We start from the raw sequence: 16,176 nt of genomic DNA, 5'->3' as shown, positions 1-16,176 counted from the left end.
TCGGTGGGCTACAGGGCTCAGCGCAGCGTCGCGTTGATTTTTTCCAACGCTTTGGCGCCCGGATTGAGTTGCGCGGCTTTCAACGTATTGAGCGGCGCAGCGCAGGTGTTGAGCGAGGTGTGCAGGTCAGTGGCCAGCGGGTCAATGTAGAGCAGCCCCGTCACGATTTCGCCCATCGCCGCGCGCGACTGCATGAAGCCAATGGCCGCATAGCGGTCAGTCGGGTCATAGTCAACATGCAGCTTGCGCAGGCGCAGCATGCTGCCGTCGTGCTGCTCAACCTCCACCAGTTCGCCGGGGGCGTATTCGGTGGTGATTTCCTTGCCCGGAGTCATGAAGTCGATCCGGCTCACCGCCTCGTTGTGCTGGCGCACATAGTCGTAGCTCTTGGTGCTGCCGCCGTGGTTGTTGAAGGTCACGCACGGGCTGATCACGTCGATAAAGGCCGCGCCGCCATGCGCCATGGCGCCTTTGATGAGTGGCACCAACTGTGCCTTGTCGCCCGAGAAACTGCGCGCCACGTAGGTCGCACCCAGCTGCAGCGCGATGCCCACCAGGTCCACCGGGCTCTCGCTGTTGACAACACCCTTCTTGCTCTTGGAGCCACGGTCTGCCGTGGCCGAGAACTGGCCCTTGGTCAGGCCGTAAACACCGTTGTTTTCCACAATGTAGGCCATGCGCACACCGCGCCGCATGGCGTTGGCAAACTGGCCCAGGCCAATCGAGGCCGAGTCGCCGTCGCCCGAAATACCCAGGTACAACAGCGAACGGTTGGCCATGTTGGCCCCGGTCAGCACACTTGGCATGCGCCCGTGCACGGTGTTGAAGCCGTGCGAGGCGCCCAGAAAATAGTCTGGTGTTTTGGAGCTGCAGCCGATGCCCGACAGTTTGGCCACGCGGTGCGGCTCGATGTCGAGATCCCAACAGGCCTGGATGATGGCCGCCGAGATCGAATCGTGCCCACAACCGGCGCACAGGGTTGAAATACGGCCCTCGTAGTCACGCCGGGTGAAGCCAACCTTGTTGGTGTGCAGGGTCGGGTGATGCAGCCGGGGTTTGGCAATGAAAGTCATACGGTCTCCTTCTGCACACTGTCGTGAATGTTGCGGATGATGAAGCGCGCGGTGATGGGTGTGCCATCAAAATGCAGCACACGAACAAGCTTGGCGGGATTCACCTCAAGTTCGTTGATGAGCATGGAGCGCATTTGCGCGTCACGGTTTTGTTCAACCACAAACACCTTGTCGTGCGCCGCAATGAAGTCAGCCACCGATTGCGGGAACGGGAAGGCGCACAGGCGCATGGCATCCACATGGTCGCCATTGCGGTCAAGCACATCCAGCGCCTCGCGCATGGCCGGCGTGGTGGAACCGTAGTAGATGATGCCCAGCTTGGTCGGCTCGGCCGCCGGGCGAAACACCGGCTGGGGCACCATGTCTGCCGCCGTCTTGAACTTGCGCAGCAGACGCTCCATGTTGTAGATGTAGTCGGCTCCCGCCTCGGAGTACATGGCTTGCGGGTTGCGGGAGGTGCCCCGCGTAAAGAAGGCACCCTTGCTGGGGTGCGTGCCAGGCAGGGTGCGCCACGGAATGCCGTCACCATCCACATCGCGGTAGCGGCCGAAAGGCTTGCCGGCTTCGAGTTCCTCGGCGGTCATGACCTTGCCACGGTCGTATTCCTTGGCGTCGTCCCAGACGAATGGCTTGCACAGGCGCTGGTTCATGCCGATGTCGAGGTCGGTCATGACAAAGATGGGCGTCTGCAGGCGTTCCGCCAGTTCCAGCGCGGCGGCCGAATGGGTAAAACACTCATGCGGGTCCTGCGGGAACAGCAAAACGTGTTTGGTGTCCCCATGCGAGGCGTAGGCGCATGAAAGCAAGTCAGACTGCTGGGTTCGGGTCGGCATGCCCGTGCTTGGCCCGCCGCGCTGCACATTGATGATGGTCACCGGAATCTCGGCAAAATACGCCAGGCCAATGAACTCGGTCATGAGTGACACGCCGGGGCCCGAGGTGGCGGTAAAGGCCCGCGCACCGTTCCATCCCGCACCCACCACCATGCCAATCGACGCCAGCTCATCTTCGGCCTGCACAATGGCAAAGCGGTGCTGCCCGGTGGCCGGATCGATGCGGAATTTTTCGCAGTATTTCTGGAACGCCTCGGGGATCGAGGTCGACGGGGTGATGGGGTACCAGGCGGCCACCGTGGCGCCGCCATACACCAGGCCCAGACCGGCGGCACTGTTGCCATCGGTAAAAATCTGGTCGCCCACGTTGTCGGCGCGCCGCACGCGAATGCCCAGTGGCGCCTGAATGTGCGCCTTCACGTAGTCGCGCCCCAGATGCAGGGCCTTGACGTTGGATTCGATCAGGCGTTCCTTGCCCTTGAACTGCTCGGAAAACAGCTTTTCGAACACCTCGGCGTCCACGTCGAGCAGCACCGACAGGGCACCCACATAAATGATGTTCTTGAACAACTGGCGCTGGCGCGGATCGGTGTAGGCGTCGTTGGCAATTTCGGTCAACGGCACGCCCATGGTGTGCACGTCGTCGCGAAACTTGGCTGGCGGCATGGGCCGGGTGCTGTCATAAAACAGGTAGCCCCCGCTTTCGATCTCGGCAACGTCGGCATCCCAGGTTTGCGGGTTCATGGCGACCATCATGTCAACCCCGCCGCGGCGGCCGTGGTAGCCTTTTTCGCACACCCGGGCCTCGTACCAGGTTGGCATACCCTGGATGTTGCTGGGAAAAATATTGCGCGGGCTCACCGGCACGCCCATGCGCATCACCGCCTTGGCAAACAGCTCGTTGGCCGAGGCCGAGCCCGAGCCGTTGACATTGGCAAACTTGATGACGAAATCGTTGATGGCTTCTATGCGCTTCATGCGGCCTCCGGTTGGGCAAAGTGGGCTGCAGGAACGGGCTTGGCATCTCGGCACTTTGGCCCCGCCTGCGTGGTGTTGAGCAGAAACTTCTGCATGTCCCAAGCCCCGGTGGGGCAACGCTCGGCGCACAGACCGCAGTGCAGGCAGACGTCTTCGTCTTTCACCATCACCCGGCTGGTCTTGAGCTCGGCGGACACATACAAATCCTGATCGGTGTGGGTTGCCGGCGCCTTGAGGCGGGTGCGCAGGTCAGCCTCATCGCCGTTGGCGGTGAAGGTGATGCAGTCCATCGGGCAAATATCAACGCAGGCGTCGCACTCAATGCAGGTCATGCGGTTGAACACCGTCTGCACATCGCAGTTCAGGCAGCGGCTGGCCTCCTTGAACGCGGTGGCCGCATCAAAGCCCAGTTCCACCTCGACCTTGATGCTGGCCAGCGCCTTTTCGGCCGTGGTCCATGGCACCTTGAAACGCACGTCGTTCGACACGTCGTTGTGGTAGCTCCACTCATGAATGCCCATTTTTTGCGACATCAGGTTGGTCATGGGCGGCGGCCTGCGCGCCACATCCTCGCCGTTGAGCAGCCGGTCGATCGACACCGCCGCCTCATGCCCGTGGGCCACTGCGGTGATGATGTTCTTGGGGCCGTAGGCCGAGTCACCGCCAAAAAACACATTGGGCAAAGTGGACTGGAAAGTGCCCTCGCCCAGCACCGGCAGGCCCCATTTGTCAAACTCCAGGCCGCAGTCACGCTCGATCCAGGTGAAGGCATTTTCCTGGCCCACCGCCACCAGCACCTCGTCGCAGGGCACCAGCACATCGGGCTCGCCGGTCGGGATCAGGCTGCGCCGGCCCTTGGCGTCGTACTCGGCCCGAACAATCTCAAACGTCATGCCGGTGAGTTTGCCGTTGTCATGCTCGAACGACTTGGGCACGTGGTAGTTCAGGATCGGGATGCCCTCGTGCGCCGCGTCTTCTTTTTCCCAGGGCGATGCTTTCATTTCTTCAAAGCCGCTGCGCACGATCACCTTGACGTCTTTGCCGCCCATGCGCCGCGCGCTGCGGCAGCAGTCCATCGCCGTGTTGCCACCGCCCAGCACAATCACCCGCTCGGCGGTTTTGGTGATATGACCAAACGACACCGACATCAGCCAGTCAATGCCAATGTGAATATGCGCAGCCGCTTCCTTGCGGCCGGGCGCGTCAAGATCGCGTCCGCGCGGCGCGCCGCTGCCGACAAAAATGGCATCAAAACCCTGGCCCAGCAGTGCCTTCAGCGAATCAATGCGCTGCCCGGGCCTGAAGTCCACGCCCAGGTCCAGGATGTAGCCGGTTTCCTCGTCCAGCACCGACTCGGGCAGCCGGAACTTGGGGATCTGGGTGCGCACAAAGCCGCCGGCCTTGCTCTCGCCCTCGAACACCGTCACCGCGTAGCCCAGCGGCACCAGATCGCGCGCCACTGTCAAGGAGGCCGGCCCGGCGCCCACACACGCCACCCGCTTGCCGTTGGGCGCAGCCACAGTGGGCATGCGTGCCTTGACATCATCCTTGAAGTCAGCCGCCACCCGTTTCAGGCGGCAAATGGCCACCGGCTCGGGCTTTTTGCTGTTGTTTTCCTCCACCCGCCCGCGCCTGCAGGCGGGCTCGCAGGGGCGGTCGCAAGTGCGGCCCAAAATGCCCGGAAACACGTTGCTCACCCAGTTGATCATGTAGGCATCGCTGTAGCGGCCCTGACCAATCAGGCGAATGTATTCCGGAACAGGGGTATGGGCCGGGCAGGCCCATTGGCAATCGACGACCTTATGGAAATAGGCCGGGTTGGTAATGTTGGTAGCTTGCAAAGTTGTCTCCTTGCCCTGCAGACGATGACGGGATGCTGTTGCAGGTGAGGGTGCATCCTACGCTGATCCTTCGCGGGCCCTGACCGTAATAACCCGCAATCTGCCAATTTGCTGATCTATGTCAAAAAACTTTCGGTATCAGAAAATAGAGCAAAAACTTGATTTGGCTCAAAGATGCAGACTGACAGGCCGCCAAAATACATCCACCAAAATCAGGAGTAATCATGAAAGCAATCCCACCAGTTGACCAATTCAAGTCCCTCGATGCCTGCCACCAACAAATTCACCAGCAACTGGCCGAACTGGCAGACCTGCTGGAGCGATTCGAAACCGAGAGCGACAGCCCGCATTGCCGCCAGAAGGCCAAAACCATTGAGGCCTTTTTTTCTGAAGTGGCACGCTCGCACCATGCCGAAGAAGAGAAGAACATCTTTCCGATGCTGTTGGCCAGCGACAACGCCGAACTGGTGCAGGCGGTGCGCACCCTGCAGCAAGACCATGGCTGGATTGAACAAAACTGGCTGGAACTCGCGCCCATGCTGCGCGCTGTCGCCCAGGGCGAAGACTGGGCTGACATGACCGAGCTCAAACACAACGCCGAAGTGTTTGTCAACCTGTGCCACGACCACATCACGCTCGAAGAATCCCTGATCTACCCCGAGGCCAAAGCGCGCTTTGCCGACGAGATGGCCAGCCGGGCCGCGCGGTTGGCACAAAAAGCGGCCTGATCACACCGCAACCGACCACGCCCTGGCCAATAAAAAAGCCCCTCACGGGGCATTTTTTTTGAGGGCTGGGCGCACTAAATCAGAAACGGTGGCGAATGCCCAAGGCCAGGCCGGTGGAGTCGGTTGCCGCGGTAGCGGTCACGCCACCCAGGTAGCCATTGCCACCCGGTGCCACCTGCGCCAGGTTCTTGTTGTCAAAGCGGACCGCCACGGCATTCAGGTCGGTGCGCTTGGACAGCGCATAGGTGTAGGCCACGCCGTAGGACGCCACATCGGCATTGGCTGGGCGGCTGTCGTTGTACTGGTTGTACGCCACTGAGGCGGTATGAGGGCCGGTGACATAACGATAACCAATGTGGTAGAGGACGCCGTCCTGCTTGAAGGCTTCGATAAACGCCTTCTCAACCTGCAGCGCAATCACTGGTGCCAGTTGCGGGCCCACCACCGGCGCCAACTGAGGCTCCAACACATTGTTGATGATTGACAAACCAGTGGGGTTGTCATCTTTGAAGGTGGCCGCCAGAGTGCTTACCGTGCTGCTGCCGCCAAAATTCATGGAAGCGCCCAACACGGTTGACGTCAAAGACTTGTCACCCAGTTCGTTGTTCTTGGTGTTGTAGCCAAGACCCACCGCAAAAGTGTCGTTTTTGTAACCGACGTTGGCACCCATCAGGCTGCCGGCACCGCTGTCACCCGCCACCTCGCCGGGCGCGTACATCAACGCGCCAGAGAAGCCATTCTTGACGATACGATACGCCAGCGCGTTGGAATTGCGGATTTCAAACACTGCCGGGAATTGCGCAATCTGACCCGCCGACAAGGCAGACTGTGTCGCCATGGTGTCAAAAGTACCAAAAGTTTCATAGGCAGGTGTGTACTGGCGCCCCGCCAAAATCGCACCAAAGGGGGTGATCAGGCCAACGTAGGCTTGCCGGTCAAACAGTCGGTTGCCATCCGTACCCACATTCACGCCAAATTGGGAGGCGATGATGGCGTCGACACCATTGACGGCCGCCTGGTAGACAGCATTAATCTGTGGCGATGGAGATACAAGACCCAATAGCGGGGCTTGCGAAAACCGGTCAGACAACTGGCTACCCGTAATCGGTCGATTGCTCAGAGAGCCCGTATCGGCCTCAAAGCGCGATTCCAGCGTGAAGATGGCCTTGTAACCGTCACCCAGGTCCTCATTGCCCTTCAGGCCCCAGCGCGAGCCTTCCATGATGCCGCTGGCAATTTGCGTCACGGTGCCAGACTTCAGGCCGCTGACCGAAGTAACACCCACGTCAACCAGGCCGTACAAAGTGACCCCGGGCGGGGGGACTTGCGCTTGCGCCAGGCTGGCGCAGCACAGCGCGCTGGCCAGCGCAACGTGGCGAAGGCCAAATGCCAATGCTTTGAAGGAGTGTTGGTTCATGATGGTGAAGACCCAGTAGAGGAATTGGTATGAAGGTATTAAAAGAACGACCGTGCTAACTATAAATAGGCCCGTTCGTTCAGGCAATAGATGCGGATGTCGCGACGCACCAATTTAGTGATTTTCACCACAGGGGTTTCCCCTGATTTGGTGCAGTTGCTGCGGAAGATCATCGTGACTAAAAGCGCAGCCAAGCGCCTTGCGCACCATTGCAAGCGCAGCTTGACCGTCCATGACCCGCAATTGACGCGGAACTAGCTGTTTGCGCCTATTGACGGACTGACCGATGTCGTGCTTGCGCAACGAATTTGGCGAAAAACGGCATGTAACTTGCGAGAAAATAAACCTGATGGTGCTTTTCGGGTGTCATCATGGTGAAATACCCCATGTGATGTTTTATTCGCTGCTTCAAAACCTGCCCTAACAGGCTTTTTGAATTTTTTAACCTTAGGAGTTTTTTATGAAAAAAAGTTTAGTTGCTTTGGCAGTACTCGCTGCTTCCGGTGCATCGTTTGCACAATCTTCCGTCACCCTGTACGGCCTGGCTGACATCTGGTTCGGCTCAGTTAAAGCTGACGACGGCGTTGGCAACAGCGTAACGCAGACCAAGCTTGACAGCGGCGGTGTCAACACTTCGCGCTGGGGCGTCAAAGGTTCTGAAGACCTCGGTGGTGGCTTGAAGGCCATCTTCAAGCTGGAGCAAGGCTTTGCGCTGGATACCGGCGCAGCCAAGAGCACCTCTGACATTTTTGGCAATTCCCAAGGCAATCAGGCATTCTCCCGCGAAGCGTATGTCGGTTTTTCCGGTGGCTTTGGTGATGTCAAGCTCGGCAAAGTCTGGACCGCTTATGACGACGTGAGTGGCGCTTCCAACGCAGTGTTTGATTCTGCCCTGGCCCCGATGAACAACGTGTTCCGTAGCACAGGTTACCTTGGCAATCCTGGCAACACCATCTATTACTCGACCCCAAGCTTCAGCGGCTTCGCTGGCGCGATCAGCTACAGCATGGGAGAAGACGCTGTATACCAGACGCCAGTACCAAATGTCACCGTCAAGGATACCAACATCCTCAGCTTGAACATGACCTACAGCGCTGGCCCATTGGCCCTGCAACTCGGTTATCAGGCGCAAGAAGCAACCACCTCTTTTGGTAACACGGTTATTGGTGACGACACAGCCGAGTTCTGGCGTGTGGGCGGCTCCTACGACTTTGGCATGGCGACTGTCAAGGGAACTTATGGTTCGGTTGCAAACCTCGGAAACGTGACTGGAGTTGACGCTGATGAATACCAGATCGGTGCTGACTTCCCGGTTGGCCCGGCTTGGGTGATTTCTGCCAGCTATGCCGCGTCTCAAGGCAAGGGGATTTTGGCTGAAGATGCCCAAGGTTGGGGTATTGCCGCCACGTACACCTTGTCCAAGCGTACCTTCCTTTACGGCGGTTACAACTACAACACTTATGAAGTTGACAGCCAGCCCGATGCCACTGGCGAAATCCTGGCAGTTGGCGTGCAACACCGCTTCTGATCTGACGCTGGCGTGAGCCAGTGAATGACCCGAATCAAAAACCCCGCCGGGTTAACCCGGCGGGGTTTTTTTTATGAATGAGCCAAGTTGCAGCTCAGGGCTGTCGGCGACAACCAGCTTGCATCAATTTGTTGCAAACTCACAACGCATGCACTGTATTCGCGCGGTTTTGGAAACCTTTTGGGGCAAAACCGTGAGGCTTCTGTTTCAATACGCCTAACTTCCTGAAACAGGAGGTTGGCTCTGGGTTCTGAAACACGTTGATTTCGGTGCCCCCATGTTTAACCTTGGAGAATATTTGAAATGAAAAAATCCCTGATCGCTTTGGCCGTTCTGGCCTCCACCGGTGCCGCGATGGCCCAATCTTCTGTGACTTTGTATGGCCGTCTTGACGTTGGCTTCAACTTCACCGAAGTAGAAACCACAGGATTTGCGCCAGTGGCTTCAAACGACCAAACCAAGATCGACTCCAGCATGTTGAACACAACTTACTGGGGCCTGAAAGGCTCTGAAGACCTCGGCGGCGGCTTGAAAGCCAACTTCGACCTGCAAAGCCAGTTTGGCGTTGATACCGGTACTGCATCTGCCACCTTGTTCGAACGCCTGGCAACCGTGGGTTTGTCCGGTGGCTTTGGCGCCGTGAACCTGGGCCGCCAGTACACCGCTTATGACGCATTGCGCGCTGCAACCAACAACGTTCATGATAGCAACTTCGCCAAGACCGGTGCGGTTTGGACTACAGGCGTCAAAGACTACAGCAACCGTGTCGCCAACTCTGTTCGCTGGGATTCGGCCAACTACAGCGGCTTCAGCGGTGCCGTCGCCTATGGTTTTGGCGAAAACGACAACTTGGGTACAAACTTGGGTGATGCGACCGACAACTTCAGTTTGCATGCCAAGTATGCAGCCGGTCCGCTGCTGGTCGGTGTCGCTTACCAAGTCGAAAAGCTTGCACAGACTAACCTGCTCGTCAACCAAGACGAAAACAAGTACCTTTTGTTCGGCGCTTCCTATGACTTCGGTATGGCCAAGTTGACCGGTAGCTACAACATGGCCGAGAACGACACGCGTGAAGACGACGAATGGCAAGTCGGCGTGAGCGCACCTTTGGGCGCCAGTGCCGACATCGCCTTGGGTTATGCAAGCTCGAGCAGTTCGGGCACTGGCTTGGCTGATCTGGACGGCCAGGGCTGGTCATTGGTGGGTCGTTACAACCTGTCCAAGCGCACCACTTTGTATGCTGGCTATGCAACTTCCGAAGTTGAATCAGGCACCATCGGAAAGATCAGCGAAAAGACTGAGTCGAACATCGCCATGGGCGTTCGCCACCTGTTCTGATCTGACGCTGACGCAAGTCAGCTGACGGGTTAAAACCTCAAAAACCCCGCCCGGGCAACCTGGCGGGGTTTTTTTAATGCCTGGTATTGACTTCCCACCAAGAGAGATTTTTACCATGATAGCCATGCATAACCCCCATCCAGGTGAAGCATTGCGCGAATATTTGCCTGTTGAGATGTCAGTGACAGAAGTCGCCATGCGCATCGGCGTATCCCGCCAAGCTTTTTCGAAACTTCTCAACGGCAGTGCTGGAGGTCAGTGCAGAAATGGGCTGCCCGCTGGCTGCTGCGCTACAACGTAGCTACAATACCTGTTAACTTGTAATGCAAAGGAGTCCACCATGTTGACCGTAGATGTTCGCTCCAGGGTCGAGCCCGAGCTAAAGCGCGAGGCCGCAGCGGTTCTCAGTGCTGCAGGCCTGGACGTGAGTACCGCCATTCGCCTGTTCCTGCGAAGTGTTGTCGAAAAAGGCGGCCTTCCCATTGACGTACCTCGTCCCAACGCTACAACACTGGCGGCCATCAAGGCTGCAAAGGCTGGCAAGGTAACGGAAGTATCTCTTGACGATTTTTGAGCTACAGCATGCCCAGAGCGCTCAAAGAAACCGGTCAGTTCAAGACAGACAAGAAACGCATCAAGGGGTCTGGCCGCTACGATTGGGAAAAGATGCGCACGGTCGTAAAGGAGCTGCTTAATGACCGGCCACTGGGCAAGAAACACCGTGACCACGATCTGTCTGGCGAATACGATGGTGTCCGTGAATGCCACATTGAGCCAGACTGGCTGCTCATTTACGACAAGGAGGGCAATGCAAACGCCGGCTCCCTCAAGCTCATTCGAACAGGAACACACAGCGACCTGTTCTAGCGGTTGCCGGCCGCAAGACCCCACTCACACCACCGGGTGCTCAATAAAGCGCCCAATTTCGGGCCAGCGCCGGTGCAGCCACAGCCAGGCCAGCAGGCCCACCGACAGCATGGCCAGCGACGCGGCCGCCAGCCCCACCGTGGAATGCATCACCAGCGGCGCAATCACACCCGCCACCACGCCGTTGGCACTGGCACCAATAAAGGCTTGCAGGCTTGACGCCATGCCGCGCCGGTCGGGGTGCAGGTCGAGCACCAGCAACGTGACCACCGGCACCATCATGGCCCAGCCGAAGGAAAATATTGCCACCGGCAACATGGCCCATGACACATGCGCCTTGAACACCGCATTGGCCAGCAGGTTCACCACCGCAACGCTGAGCATGATGGCAAAGCCATATTTGATTTGCTGCTTGGGCGCCAGCCGGCCCGCCATGCGACCACTGACCAGGGCGCCGCCCATGATGCCGCTGATGGTGAGCACAAAAAACCAGAAATACTGTGTGGGCGCCAGCGCCAGATGCTCACCCAAAAACACCGGGGCCGACAGCACATACAAAAACATGCCATTAAACGGAATGCCACTGGCCAGTGCCAGCAGCAAAAAGCGCGGGTCCAGACCCAGCTTCCAGTAGCCTTGCATGAGATTGCTGACCTTGAGCGGCTGGCGCTGGGTGATGTGCAGGGTTTCAGGCAGCAGCTTGTAGTTGGCGGCCCACAGCAGCACGCCCACCGCCGTCAAAAACCAGAACACGCTGTGCCAGCCCAACTGGGCAAACAGCACGCCGCCAATCATGGGCGCAATGGCGGGTGCCACACCAAAGTAAATGGTGATCTGGCTCATGACCCGTTGCGCTTGCGCGGGGGGAAACATGTCGCGCACCACCGCGCGCGACACCACAATGCCGGCGCCGGTGGTGAGGCCCTGCACCGCCCGGAAAAACACCAGTTGACCAATGCTTTGCGACAGCGCGCAACCCATGGAGGCCAGCGTGAACGCGGCCAGCCCCCACAACACCACGGGCCGGCGCCCAACGCTGTCAGACAGGGCACCATGAAACAGGCTCATGAAGGCAAAGCCAAACAAATAGGCAGACAGCGTTTGCTGCATCTGCAACGGCGTGGCACCCAGCGAGCTGGCAATGCCGGCAAACGCCGGAATGTAGGTGTCAATTGAAAACGGCCCCAGCATGCCCAGCGTGGCCAGCAGCACCGCCAGCGCCCAGCGTGGCGCGCGCCACAAATGTTGCGCGTCGGGGTTCATCAGAGGACTTTTAGCGCGGCACGCCGATCAGGGTCACCACCACGATCAGCACACCCAAAACCAGGTTGACCAGCACCCAGTTGCTGATTTGCGCCAGCGCCGCGCCGCCGGCGGGCCAGTCGAGGGCTTGCGCGGCGCGGCTCAGGCGCTTGTACAAGACAAACCGGATGTGCCCGAAGATGAGCATCATCAAGATGCCCAATGCGGCCATCAGGGTCCATTCAAGCGGCATGTTGAACTGTGCGCCGGCCTGCACCACCTGCTTGGCCACACGGCCAATCATCCACAGCCCGGTGGCCAGCGCAATTGCAATGGCGGCCAGCACCGCATTAAAAAATCGCCCCAACACGTTGTGCATCAGGCGCACCCGCACCGACGGCTCCAGAATGCCGGCGGCCGGGCGCAGAAAAAAGTGGCCAAACACCATGCCACCAATCCAGACGATGATGGCTAGCAAATGCAGGGTTTTCAGGATGGCATACAACATGGTCAGGGCCCGGAAGTCAAAAAAGAACTCAAGTGTGCCTCAGGATTGCGGCCCGGGTTGGCGCCGCATCAAATAACAAGCCGGGCTGCAAGGATAGCCGGGGTGGTCAGGCCTTTTTCACCCACGAATTGCACCAGCCCGCAGCGGCCACATGCTTGCCCGGGAACAGCGGGCAAGCGCCTTCGGCGTCACCGGCCTGGCCCTGGTACAAGGCGCAGTTGCTGCACTGATTGCCCGCCACATAGGACTTGAACTTGACTGTGTCGGCGCGGGTGTGGTCTGCCACGTAACCCAGTGCCACGGCCTGTGCTGCCGATTCTTCCACCAGAGGCATGGCAGAGGCCATGGGCGGTGCAGACTCTTGCACCACGGGCGGCGCGGGTGCCGGCATTGCCGCTGGCGCTGCCGGCGTATCGGCCACGGCGGCTGGTGGATCGACCTTGGGCGAGCAAGCGGCAAGCAATGCGACACCGGCAAAAGGCACAATTTCGATGAAGCGACGGCGGGTTGGCGTGGTGGTCATGGTGAATTCCTTGGGTAAATGTTGAAAAAATGGGCAAACACCGCGCATGATGGAATACCGCATACAGCGCGTCTGTGCGCCAACACACGCGTTACTGGCCTGCGTCAACGGCAGAAATACAGGGCCTTCATGGCTATTTTGCACATCCATGGCAGGGAAAATCGGGGCATAACCAGCAAAAAGTAAGGTCAGCGACCGCCTTGGGGCTTGAAAACGCGCCAAACACCCTTATCATTAGCACTCGTTGGAGTTGAGTGCTAACAGCTTTGGTTGTGCACCCGCTCTAAAAGTTACAGGGCTGCTCACCACCCGGTGTGTGGCCTGTGTTGTTAAACCCCTTGTTTCAAACCTAATAGGAGTCCCCATGAAACTTCGTCCCCTGCACGACCGCGTGATTGTCAAACGCGTTGAAAACGAAACCAAAACTGCCTCCGGCATCGTGATCCCTGACAGCGCTGCTGAAAAGCCTGATCAAGGCGAAGTGCTGGCGGTGGGCCCAGGCAAGAAAAACGACAAGGGTGAAATCAGCCCCATGGCTGTCAAAGTTGGCGACCGCGTGTTGTTTGGCAAGTACAGCGGCCAGACCGTCAAGGTCGATGGCGATGAGCTGTTGGTCATGAAAGAAGACGATCTGTTCGCAGTCGTTGAAAAGTAATTAATTAACTGAATTCGGAGAATACACATGGCAGCAAAAGACGTAATTTTCGGCGGCGAAGCCCGCGCTCGTATGGTTGAAGGCGTGAACATTTTGGCCAATGCGGTCAAGGTCACGCTCGGCCCCAAAGGTCGTAACGTGGTGCTGGAGCGCTCGTTCGGCGCCCCCACCGTGACCAAGGACGGTGTGTCCGTGGCCAAGGAAATCGAACTCAAGGACAAGCTGCAAAACATGGGTGCGCAGATGGTCAAGGAAGTTGCTTCCAAGACCTCTGACATCGCTGGCGACGGCACCACCACCGCCACCGTGCTGGCGCAGGCCATCGTGCGCGAAGGCATGAAATATGTGGCCGCCGGCATGAACCCGATGGACCTGAAGCGCGGCATCGACAAGGCTGTGACCGTGTTGATCGGCGAGCTGAAGAAAGCCTCCAAGGCCACCACCACCTCCAAGGAAATCGCTCAAGTTGGCTCGATCTCTGCCAACTCTGACGAAACCATTGGCAAGATCATTGCCGATGCGATGGACAAAGTGGGCAAAGAAGGCGTGATCACGGTCGAAGACGGCAAGTCTTTGGACAGCGAACTCGAAGTCGTTGAAGGCATGCAGTTTGACCGTGGCTACCTGTCGCCCTACTTCATCAACAGCCCTGAAAAGCAATCCGCGCTGCTGGAAAACCCGTTCGTGCTGTTGTACGACAAGAAGATCAGCAACATCCGCGACCTGCTGCCCACGCTGGAACAAGTCGCCAAGAGCGGCCGCCCTTTGTTGATCATTGCTGAAGATGTCGAAGGCGAAGCCCTGGCAACTTTGGTGGTGAACACCATCCGTGGCATCCTGAAAGTGGTGGCGGTCAAGGCTCCAGGCTTTGGCGACCGTCGCAAAGCCATGCTGGAAGACATCGCCATCCTGACCGGTGGCAAGGTCATTGCTGAAGAAGTTGGCCTGACACTTGAAAAAGTGACCCTGGCTGACCTGGGTTCGGCCAAGCGCATTGAAGTGAGCAAGGAAAACACCATCATCATCGACGGTGCCGGCCCGGCGGTTGACATCGAAGCCCGCGTCAAACAAGTGCGCGTGCAAATCGAAGAAGCCACCAGCGACTACGACCGCGAAAAACTGCAAGAGCGCGTGGCCAAGCTGGCCGGCGGTGTGGCCGTGATCAAGGTTGGCGCTGCCACCGAAGTCGAAATGAAAGAGAAGAAAGCCCGCGTTGAAGACGCCCTGCACGCCACCCGCGCTGCAGTGGAAGAAGGCATTGTGGCTGGTGGCGGTGTGGCTCTGCTGCGCGCCAAGCAAACCGCTGGCACCATCAAGGGCGACAACGCTGACCAGGACCACGGCATTGCCCTGGTGCTGAAAGCCATCGAAGCGCCCCTGCGCGAGATTGTTTACAACGCAGGCGGCGAAGCCTCTGTGGTGGTGAACGCCGTCATGGCCGGCACCGGCAACTACGGCTTCAATGCAGCCAACGACACCTATGGCGACATGATCGAAATGGGCATTCTGGACCCCACCAAAGTGACCCGCACCGCGCTGCAAAACGCAGCGTCTGTGGCTTCGCTGATGTTGACCACCGAGTGCATGGTGGCTGAGTCGCCAAAAGACGACGCAGCTGGCGGCGGCATGGGTGGTGGTGACATGGGCGGTATGGGTGGCATGGGCGGCATGGGCATGTAACACGCTTCAGAGTTAAGCGACACCGCGGTCGCGTTGCCTCTTGGTGCAGTTCGCACCAATCACGGCAACGCGACCACATGCATATGGGGGCTCCAGCAGCCCCCATATGCATGTCTCAACCATGGCTTCTGCCTTTCGATGTTGATGACTTATTCAGCCAAAGGGCGGCAACATCAGGCCGCCGCCGTGTGGACCCAGTCAATGGGCTTCGGGCACGGTAGACCTGCCACGCAGGTTGGCAAATAGAGCCCTTCAGACTGTTCAAATGCCGCGCGACAGTGCAATAATTCCGCACTAAAAACAAAAACGGTTTCTCGTACCCGCTGTCCCGTTTGGGCCTGTCAGCAATTCCCGCCGGCCCCTCGATGTTTACCGCTTTCTGCGCGACGAGGTGCGCCCCCGCATCATCCAGTTCACGCCGGGCATGGAGCAGCGCGATTTTCGCTCGGTGGCGCCCGGCCACTGGGACTGGGACAAGCTGCCCAGGCTGGGCTCAAGTGCCGCCACGCCAGGCAACCCGGATTCTGAGGTGGCGGATTGGTCGGTGGCGCCAGAAGACTGGGGTACTTTCCTGACCACCGTTTGGGACGAATGGATGCAGCGCGATTTCGGCCGCGTGTTTGTCGACCAGTTCGAAAACGTGCTGTCGCAGCTGCTCGGGCGCGGCCCGCAGAAATGCGTCAACGGGCGCATTTGTGGCAAGGCGCTGGCCCTTGAATACAACGGTGACCTCTACAGCTGCGACCACTTTGTGTACCCGGAATACAAGCTTGGCAACATCCGCGACATTCACGAGGGCGAACTCGCATTTTCAGAGCAGCAAAAAAAATTCGGCTACGCCAAGAGCGACAGCCTGCCGCAATACTGCCGCACCTGCGCTTATCTTGAACTGTGCTGGGGCGAGTGCCCCAAAAACCGTTTTATCAAGACACCTGACGGTGAAAAGGGACTGAATTACCTGTGCG

Annotated in this window: 15 protein-coding genes; 8 read left to right on the top strand and 7 right to left on the bottom strand. The window is 58.6% G+C overall.

Features of this window, described 5'->3' with window-relative positions; genetic code table 11:
• Nucleotides 1-17: 17 nt before the first annotated feature.
• Genes GPS82_RS03750 through GPS82_RS03740 form a run of 3 tightly spaced genes read right to left on the bottom strand, consistent with a single transcriptional unit; the run spans nucleotide 18 to nucleotide 4,725 of the window.
• Complete coding sequence (locus GPS82_RS03750) at nucleotides 18-1,073, bottom strand: 2-oxoacid:ferredoxin oxidoreductase subunit beta (RefSeq protein WP_296491121.1); 1,056 nt, start codon at nucleotides 1,071-1,073, stop codon at nucleotides 18-20.
• On the bottom strand, nucleotides 1,070-2,884 hold the full coding sequence (locus GPS82_RS03745; RefSeq protein WP_296491119.1) for a 2-oxoacid:acceptor oxidoreductase subunit alpha: 1,815 nt from the start codon (nucleotides 2,882-2,884) through the stop codon (nucleotides 1,070-1,072). Before GPS82_RS03745 ends, GPS82_RS03750 begins: the two co-directional genes overlap by 4 nt.
• On the bottom strand, nucleotides 2,881-4,725 hold the full coding sequence (locus GPS82_RS03740) for an FAD-dependent oxidoreductase (protein ID WP_296491117.1): 1,845 nt from the start codon (nucleotides 4,723-4,725) through the stop codon (nucleotides 2,881-2,883). The genes GPS82_RS03745 and GPS82_RS03740 overlap by 4 nt, the downstream gene beginning before the upstream one ends.
• Before the next feature lie 224 nt (nucleotides 4,726-4,949).
• Here GPS82_RS03740 and GPS82_RS03735 point away from each other — a divergent pair, with 224 nt between their 5' ends.
• A complete protein-coding gene (locus GPS82_RS03735) occupies nucleotides 4,950-5,453 on the top strand; it encodes a hemerythrin domain-containing protein (protein WP_296491114.1) in 504 nt (167 codons plus the stop codon).
• Nucleotides 5,454-5,532: 79 nt separating this feature from the next.
• On the opposite strand, the gene GPS82_RS03730 is transcribed toward GPS82_RS03735, so the two are convergent.
• Nucleotides 5,533-6,870 (bottom strand): porin, encoded by a 1,338-nt coding sequence (locus GPS82_RS03730; RefSeq protein WP_296491111.1) that lies wholly within the window; start codon nucleotides 6,868-6,870, stop codon nucleotides 5,533-5,535.
• Nucleotides 6,871-7,330: 460 nt separating this feature from the next.
• Here GPS82_RS03730 and GPS82_RS03725 point away from each other — a divergent pair, with 460 nt between their 5' ends.
• The 4 genes from GPS82_RS03725 (at nucleotide 7,331) to GPS82_RS03710 (ending at nucleotide 10,603) form a co-directional block, all read left to right on the top strand.
• Nucleotides 7,331-8,398, top strand: coding sequence for a porin (locus GPS82_RS03725; protein ID WP_296491108.1), 1,068 nt, complete (start codon nucleotides 7,331-7,333; stop codon nucleotides 8,396-8,398).
• A 303-nt stretch (nucleotides 8,399-8,701) separates the two neighbouring features.
• A complete protein-coding gene (locus GPS82_RS03720; RefSeq protein ID WP_296491105.1) occupies nucleotides 8,702-9,736 on the top strand; it encodes a porin in 1,035 nt (344 codons plus the stop codon).
• Nucleotides 9,737-10,076: 340 nt separating this feature from the next.
• Nucleotides 10,077-10,310: a type II toxin-antitoxin system RelB/DinJ family antitoxin gene (locus tag GPS82_RS03715; RefSeq protein WP_296491103.1), complete on the top strand. Its 234-nt coding sequence runs from the start codon at nucleotides 10,077-10,079 to the stop codon at nucleotides 10,308-10,310.
• 8 nt (nucleotides 10,311-10,318) lie between these two features.
• Nucleotides 10,319-10,603 (top strand): type II toxin-antitoxin system YafQ family toxin, encoded by a 285-nt coding sequence (locus GPS82_RS03710; protein WP_296491101.1) that lies wholly within the window; start codon nucleotides 10,319-10,321, stop codon nucleotides 10,601-10,603.
• A 24-nt stretch (nucleotides 10,604-10,627) separates the two neighbouring features.
• Here GPS82_RS03710 and GPS82_RS03705 read toward each other — a convergent pair whose 3' ends face one another.
• The 3 genes from GPS82_RS03705 to GPS82_RS03695 all read right to left on the bottom strand — a co-directional run bounded on the left by GPS82_RS03705 (nucleotide 10,628) and on the right by GPS82_RS03695 (nucleotide 12,876).
• Complete coding sequence (locus GPS82_RS03705; RefSeq protein WP_296491100.1) at nucleotides 10,628-11,866, bottom strand: multidrug effflux MFS transporter; 1,239 nt, start codon at nucleotides 11,864-11,866, stop codon at nucleotides 10,628-10,630.
• Nucleotides 11,867-11,876: 10 nt separating this feature from the next.
• On the bottom strand, nucleotides 11,877-12,353 hold the full coding sequence (locus GPS82_RS03700) for a CopD family protein (protein ID WP_296491098.1): 477 nt from the start codon (nucleotides 12,351-12,353) through the stop codon (nucleotides 11,877-11,879).
• A 106-nt stretch (nucleotides 12,354-12,459) separates the two neighbouring features.
• A complete protein-coding gene (locus GPS82_RS03695; protein ID WP_296491095.1) occupies nucleotides 12,460-12,876 on the bottom strand; it encodes a high-potential iron-sulfur protein in 417 nt (138 codons plus the stop codon).
• A gap of 364 nt (nucleotides 12,877-13,240) precedes the next feature.
• Here GPS82_RS03695 and groES point away from each other — a divergent pair, with 364 nt between their 5' ends.
• The 3 genes from groES to GPS82_RS03680 all read left to right on the top strand — a co-directional run.
• Nucleotides 13,241-13,531, top strand: a complete 291-nt coding sequence (gene groES, locus GPS82_RS03690; protein ID WP_296491092.1) for a co-chaperone GroES — start codon at nucleotides 13,241-13,243, stop codon at nucleotides 13,529-13,531.
• A gap of 27 nt (nucleotides 13,532-13,558) precedes the next feature.
• Nucleotides 13,559-15,211: a chaperonin GroEL gene (gene groL / locus GPS82_RS03685; protein ID WP_296491088.1), complete on the top strand. Its 1,653-nt coding sequence runs from the start codon at nucleotides 13,559-13,561 to the stop codon at nucleotides 15,209-15,211.
• A gap of 391 nt (nucleotides 15,212-15,602) precedes the next feature.
• Nucleotides 15,603-16,176: SPASM domain-containing protein (locus tag GPS82_RS03680; RefSeq protein WP_296491084.1), on the top strand; the 574-nt coding region annotated here is incomplete at its 3' end.

The sequence above is a fragment of the Rhodoferax sp. genome (assembly GCF_011391645.1).
Taxonomy (GTDB): Bacteria; Pseudomonadota; Gammaproteobacteria; order Burkholderiales; family Burkholderiaceae_C; genus Rhodoferax.
The sequence above is the reverse complement of the archived record's forward strand: the minus strand, read 5'-3'. Positions and strand labels throughout refer to the sequence as shown.

What these genes read in the sequence shown, in the direction of transcription:
- GPS82_RS03750 (WP_296491121.1), bottom strand. Translation starts at nt 1,073, where the DNA reads ATGACTTTCATTGCCAAACCCCGGCTGCATCACCCGACCCTGCACACC.
- GPS82_RS03745 (WP_296491119.1), bottom strand. Translation starts at nt 2,884, where the DNA reads ATGAAGCGCATAGAAGCCATCAACGATTTCGTCATCAAGTTTGCCAAT.
- GPS82_RS03735 (WP_296491114.1), top strand. Translation starts at nt 4,950, where the DNA reads ATGAAAGCAATCCCACCAGTTGACCAATTCAAGTCCCTCGATGCCTGC.
- GPS82_RS03730 (WP_296491111.1), bottom strand. Translation starts at nt 6,870, where the DNA reads ATGAACCAACACTCCTTCAAAGCATTGGCATTTGGCCTTCGCCACGTT.
- GPS82_RS03725 (WP_296491108.1), top strand. Translation starts at nt 7,331, where the DNA reads ATGAAAAAAAGTTTAGTTGCTTTGGCAGTACTCGCTGCTTCCGGTGCA.
- GPS82_RS03720 (WP_296491105.1), top strand. Translation starts at nt 8,702, where the DNA reads ATGAAAAAATCCCTGATCGCTTTGGCCGTTCTGGCCTCCACCGGTGCC.
- GPS82_RS03715 (WP_296491103.1), top strand. Translation starts at nt 10,077, where the DNA reads ATGTTGACCGTAGATGTTCGCTCCAGGGTCGAGCCCGAGCTAAAGCGC.
- GPS82_RS03710 (WP_296491101.1), top strand. Translation starts at nt 10,319, where the DNA reads ATGCCCAGAGCGCTCAAAGAAACCGGTCAGTTCAAGACAGACAAGAAA.
- GPS82_RS03705 (WP_296491100.1), bottom strand. Translation starts at nt 11,866, where the DNA reads ATGAACCCCGACGCGCAACATTTGTGGCGCGCGCCACGCTGGGCGCTG.
- GPS82_RS03700 (WP_296491098.1), bottom strand. Translation starts at nt 12,353, where the DNA reads ATGTTGTATGCCATCCTGAAAACCCTGCATTTGCTAGCCATCATCGTC.
- GPS82_RS03695 (WP_296491095.1), bottom strand. Translation starts at nt 12,876, where the DNA reads ATGACCACCACGCCAACCCGCCGTCGCTTCATCGAAATTGTGCCTTTT.
- groES (WP_296491092.1), top strand. Translation starts at nt 13,241, where the DNA reads ATGAAACTTCGTCCCCTGCACGACCGCGTGATTGTCAAACGCGTTGAA.
- groL (WP_296491088.1), top strand. Translation starts at nt 13,559, where the DNA reads ATGGCAGCAAAAGACGTAATTTTCGGCGGCGAAGCCCGCGCTCGTATG.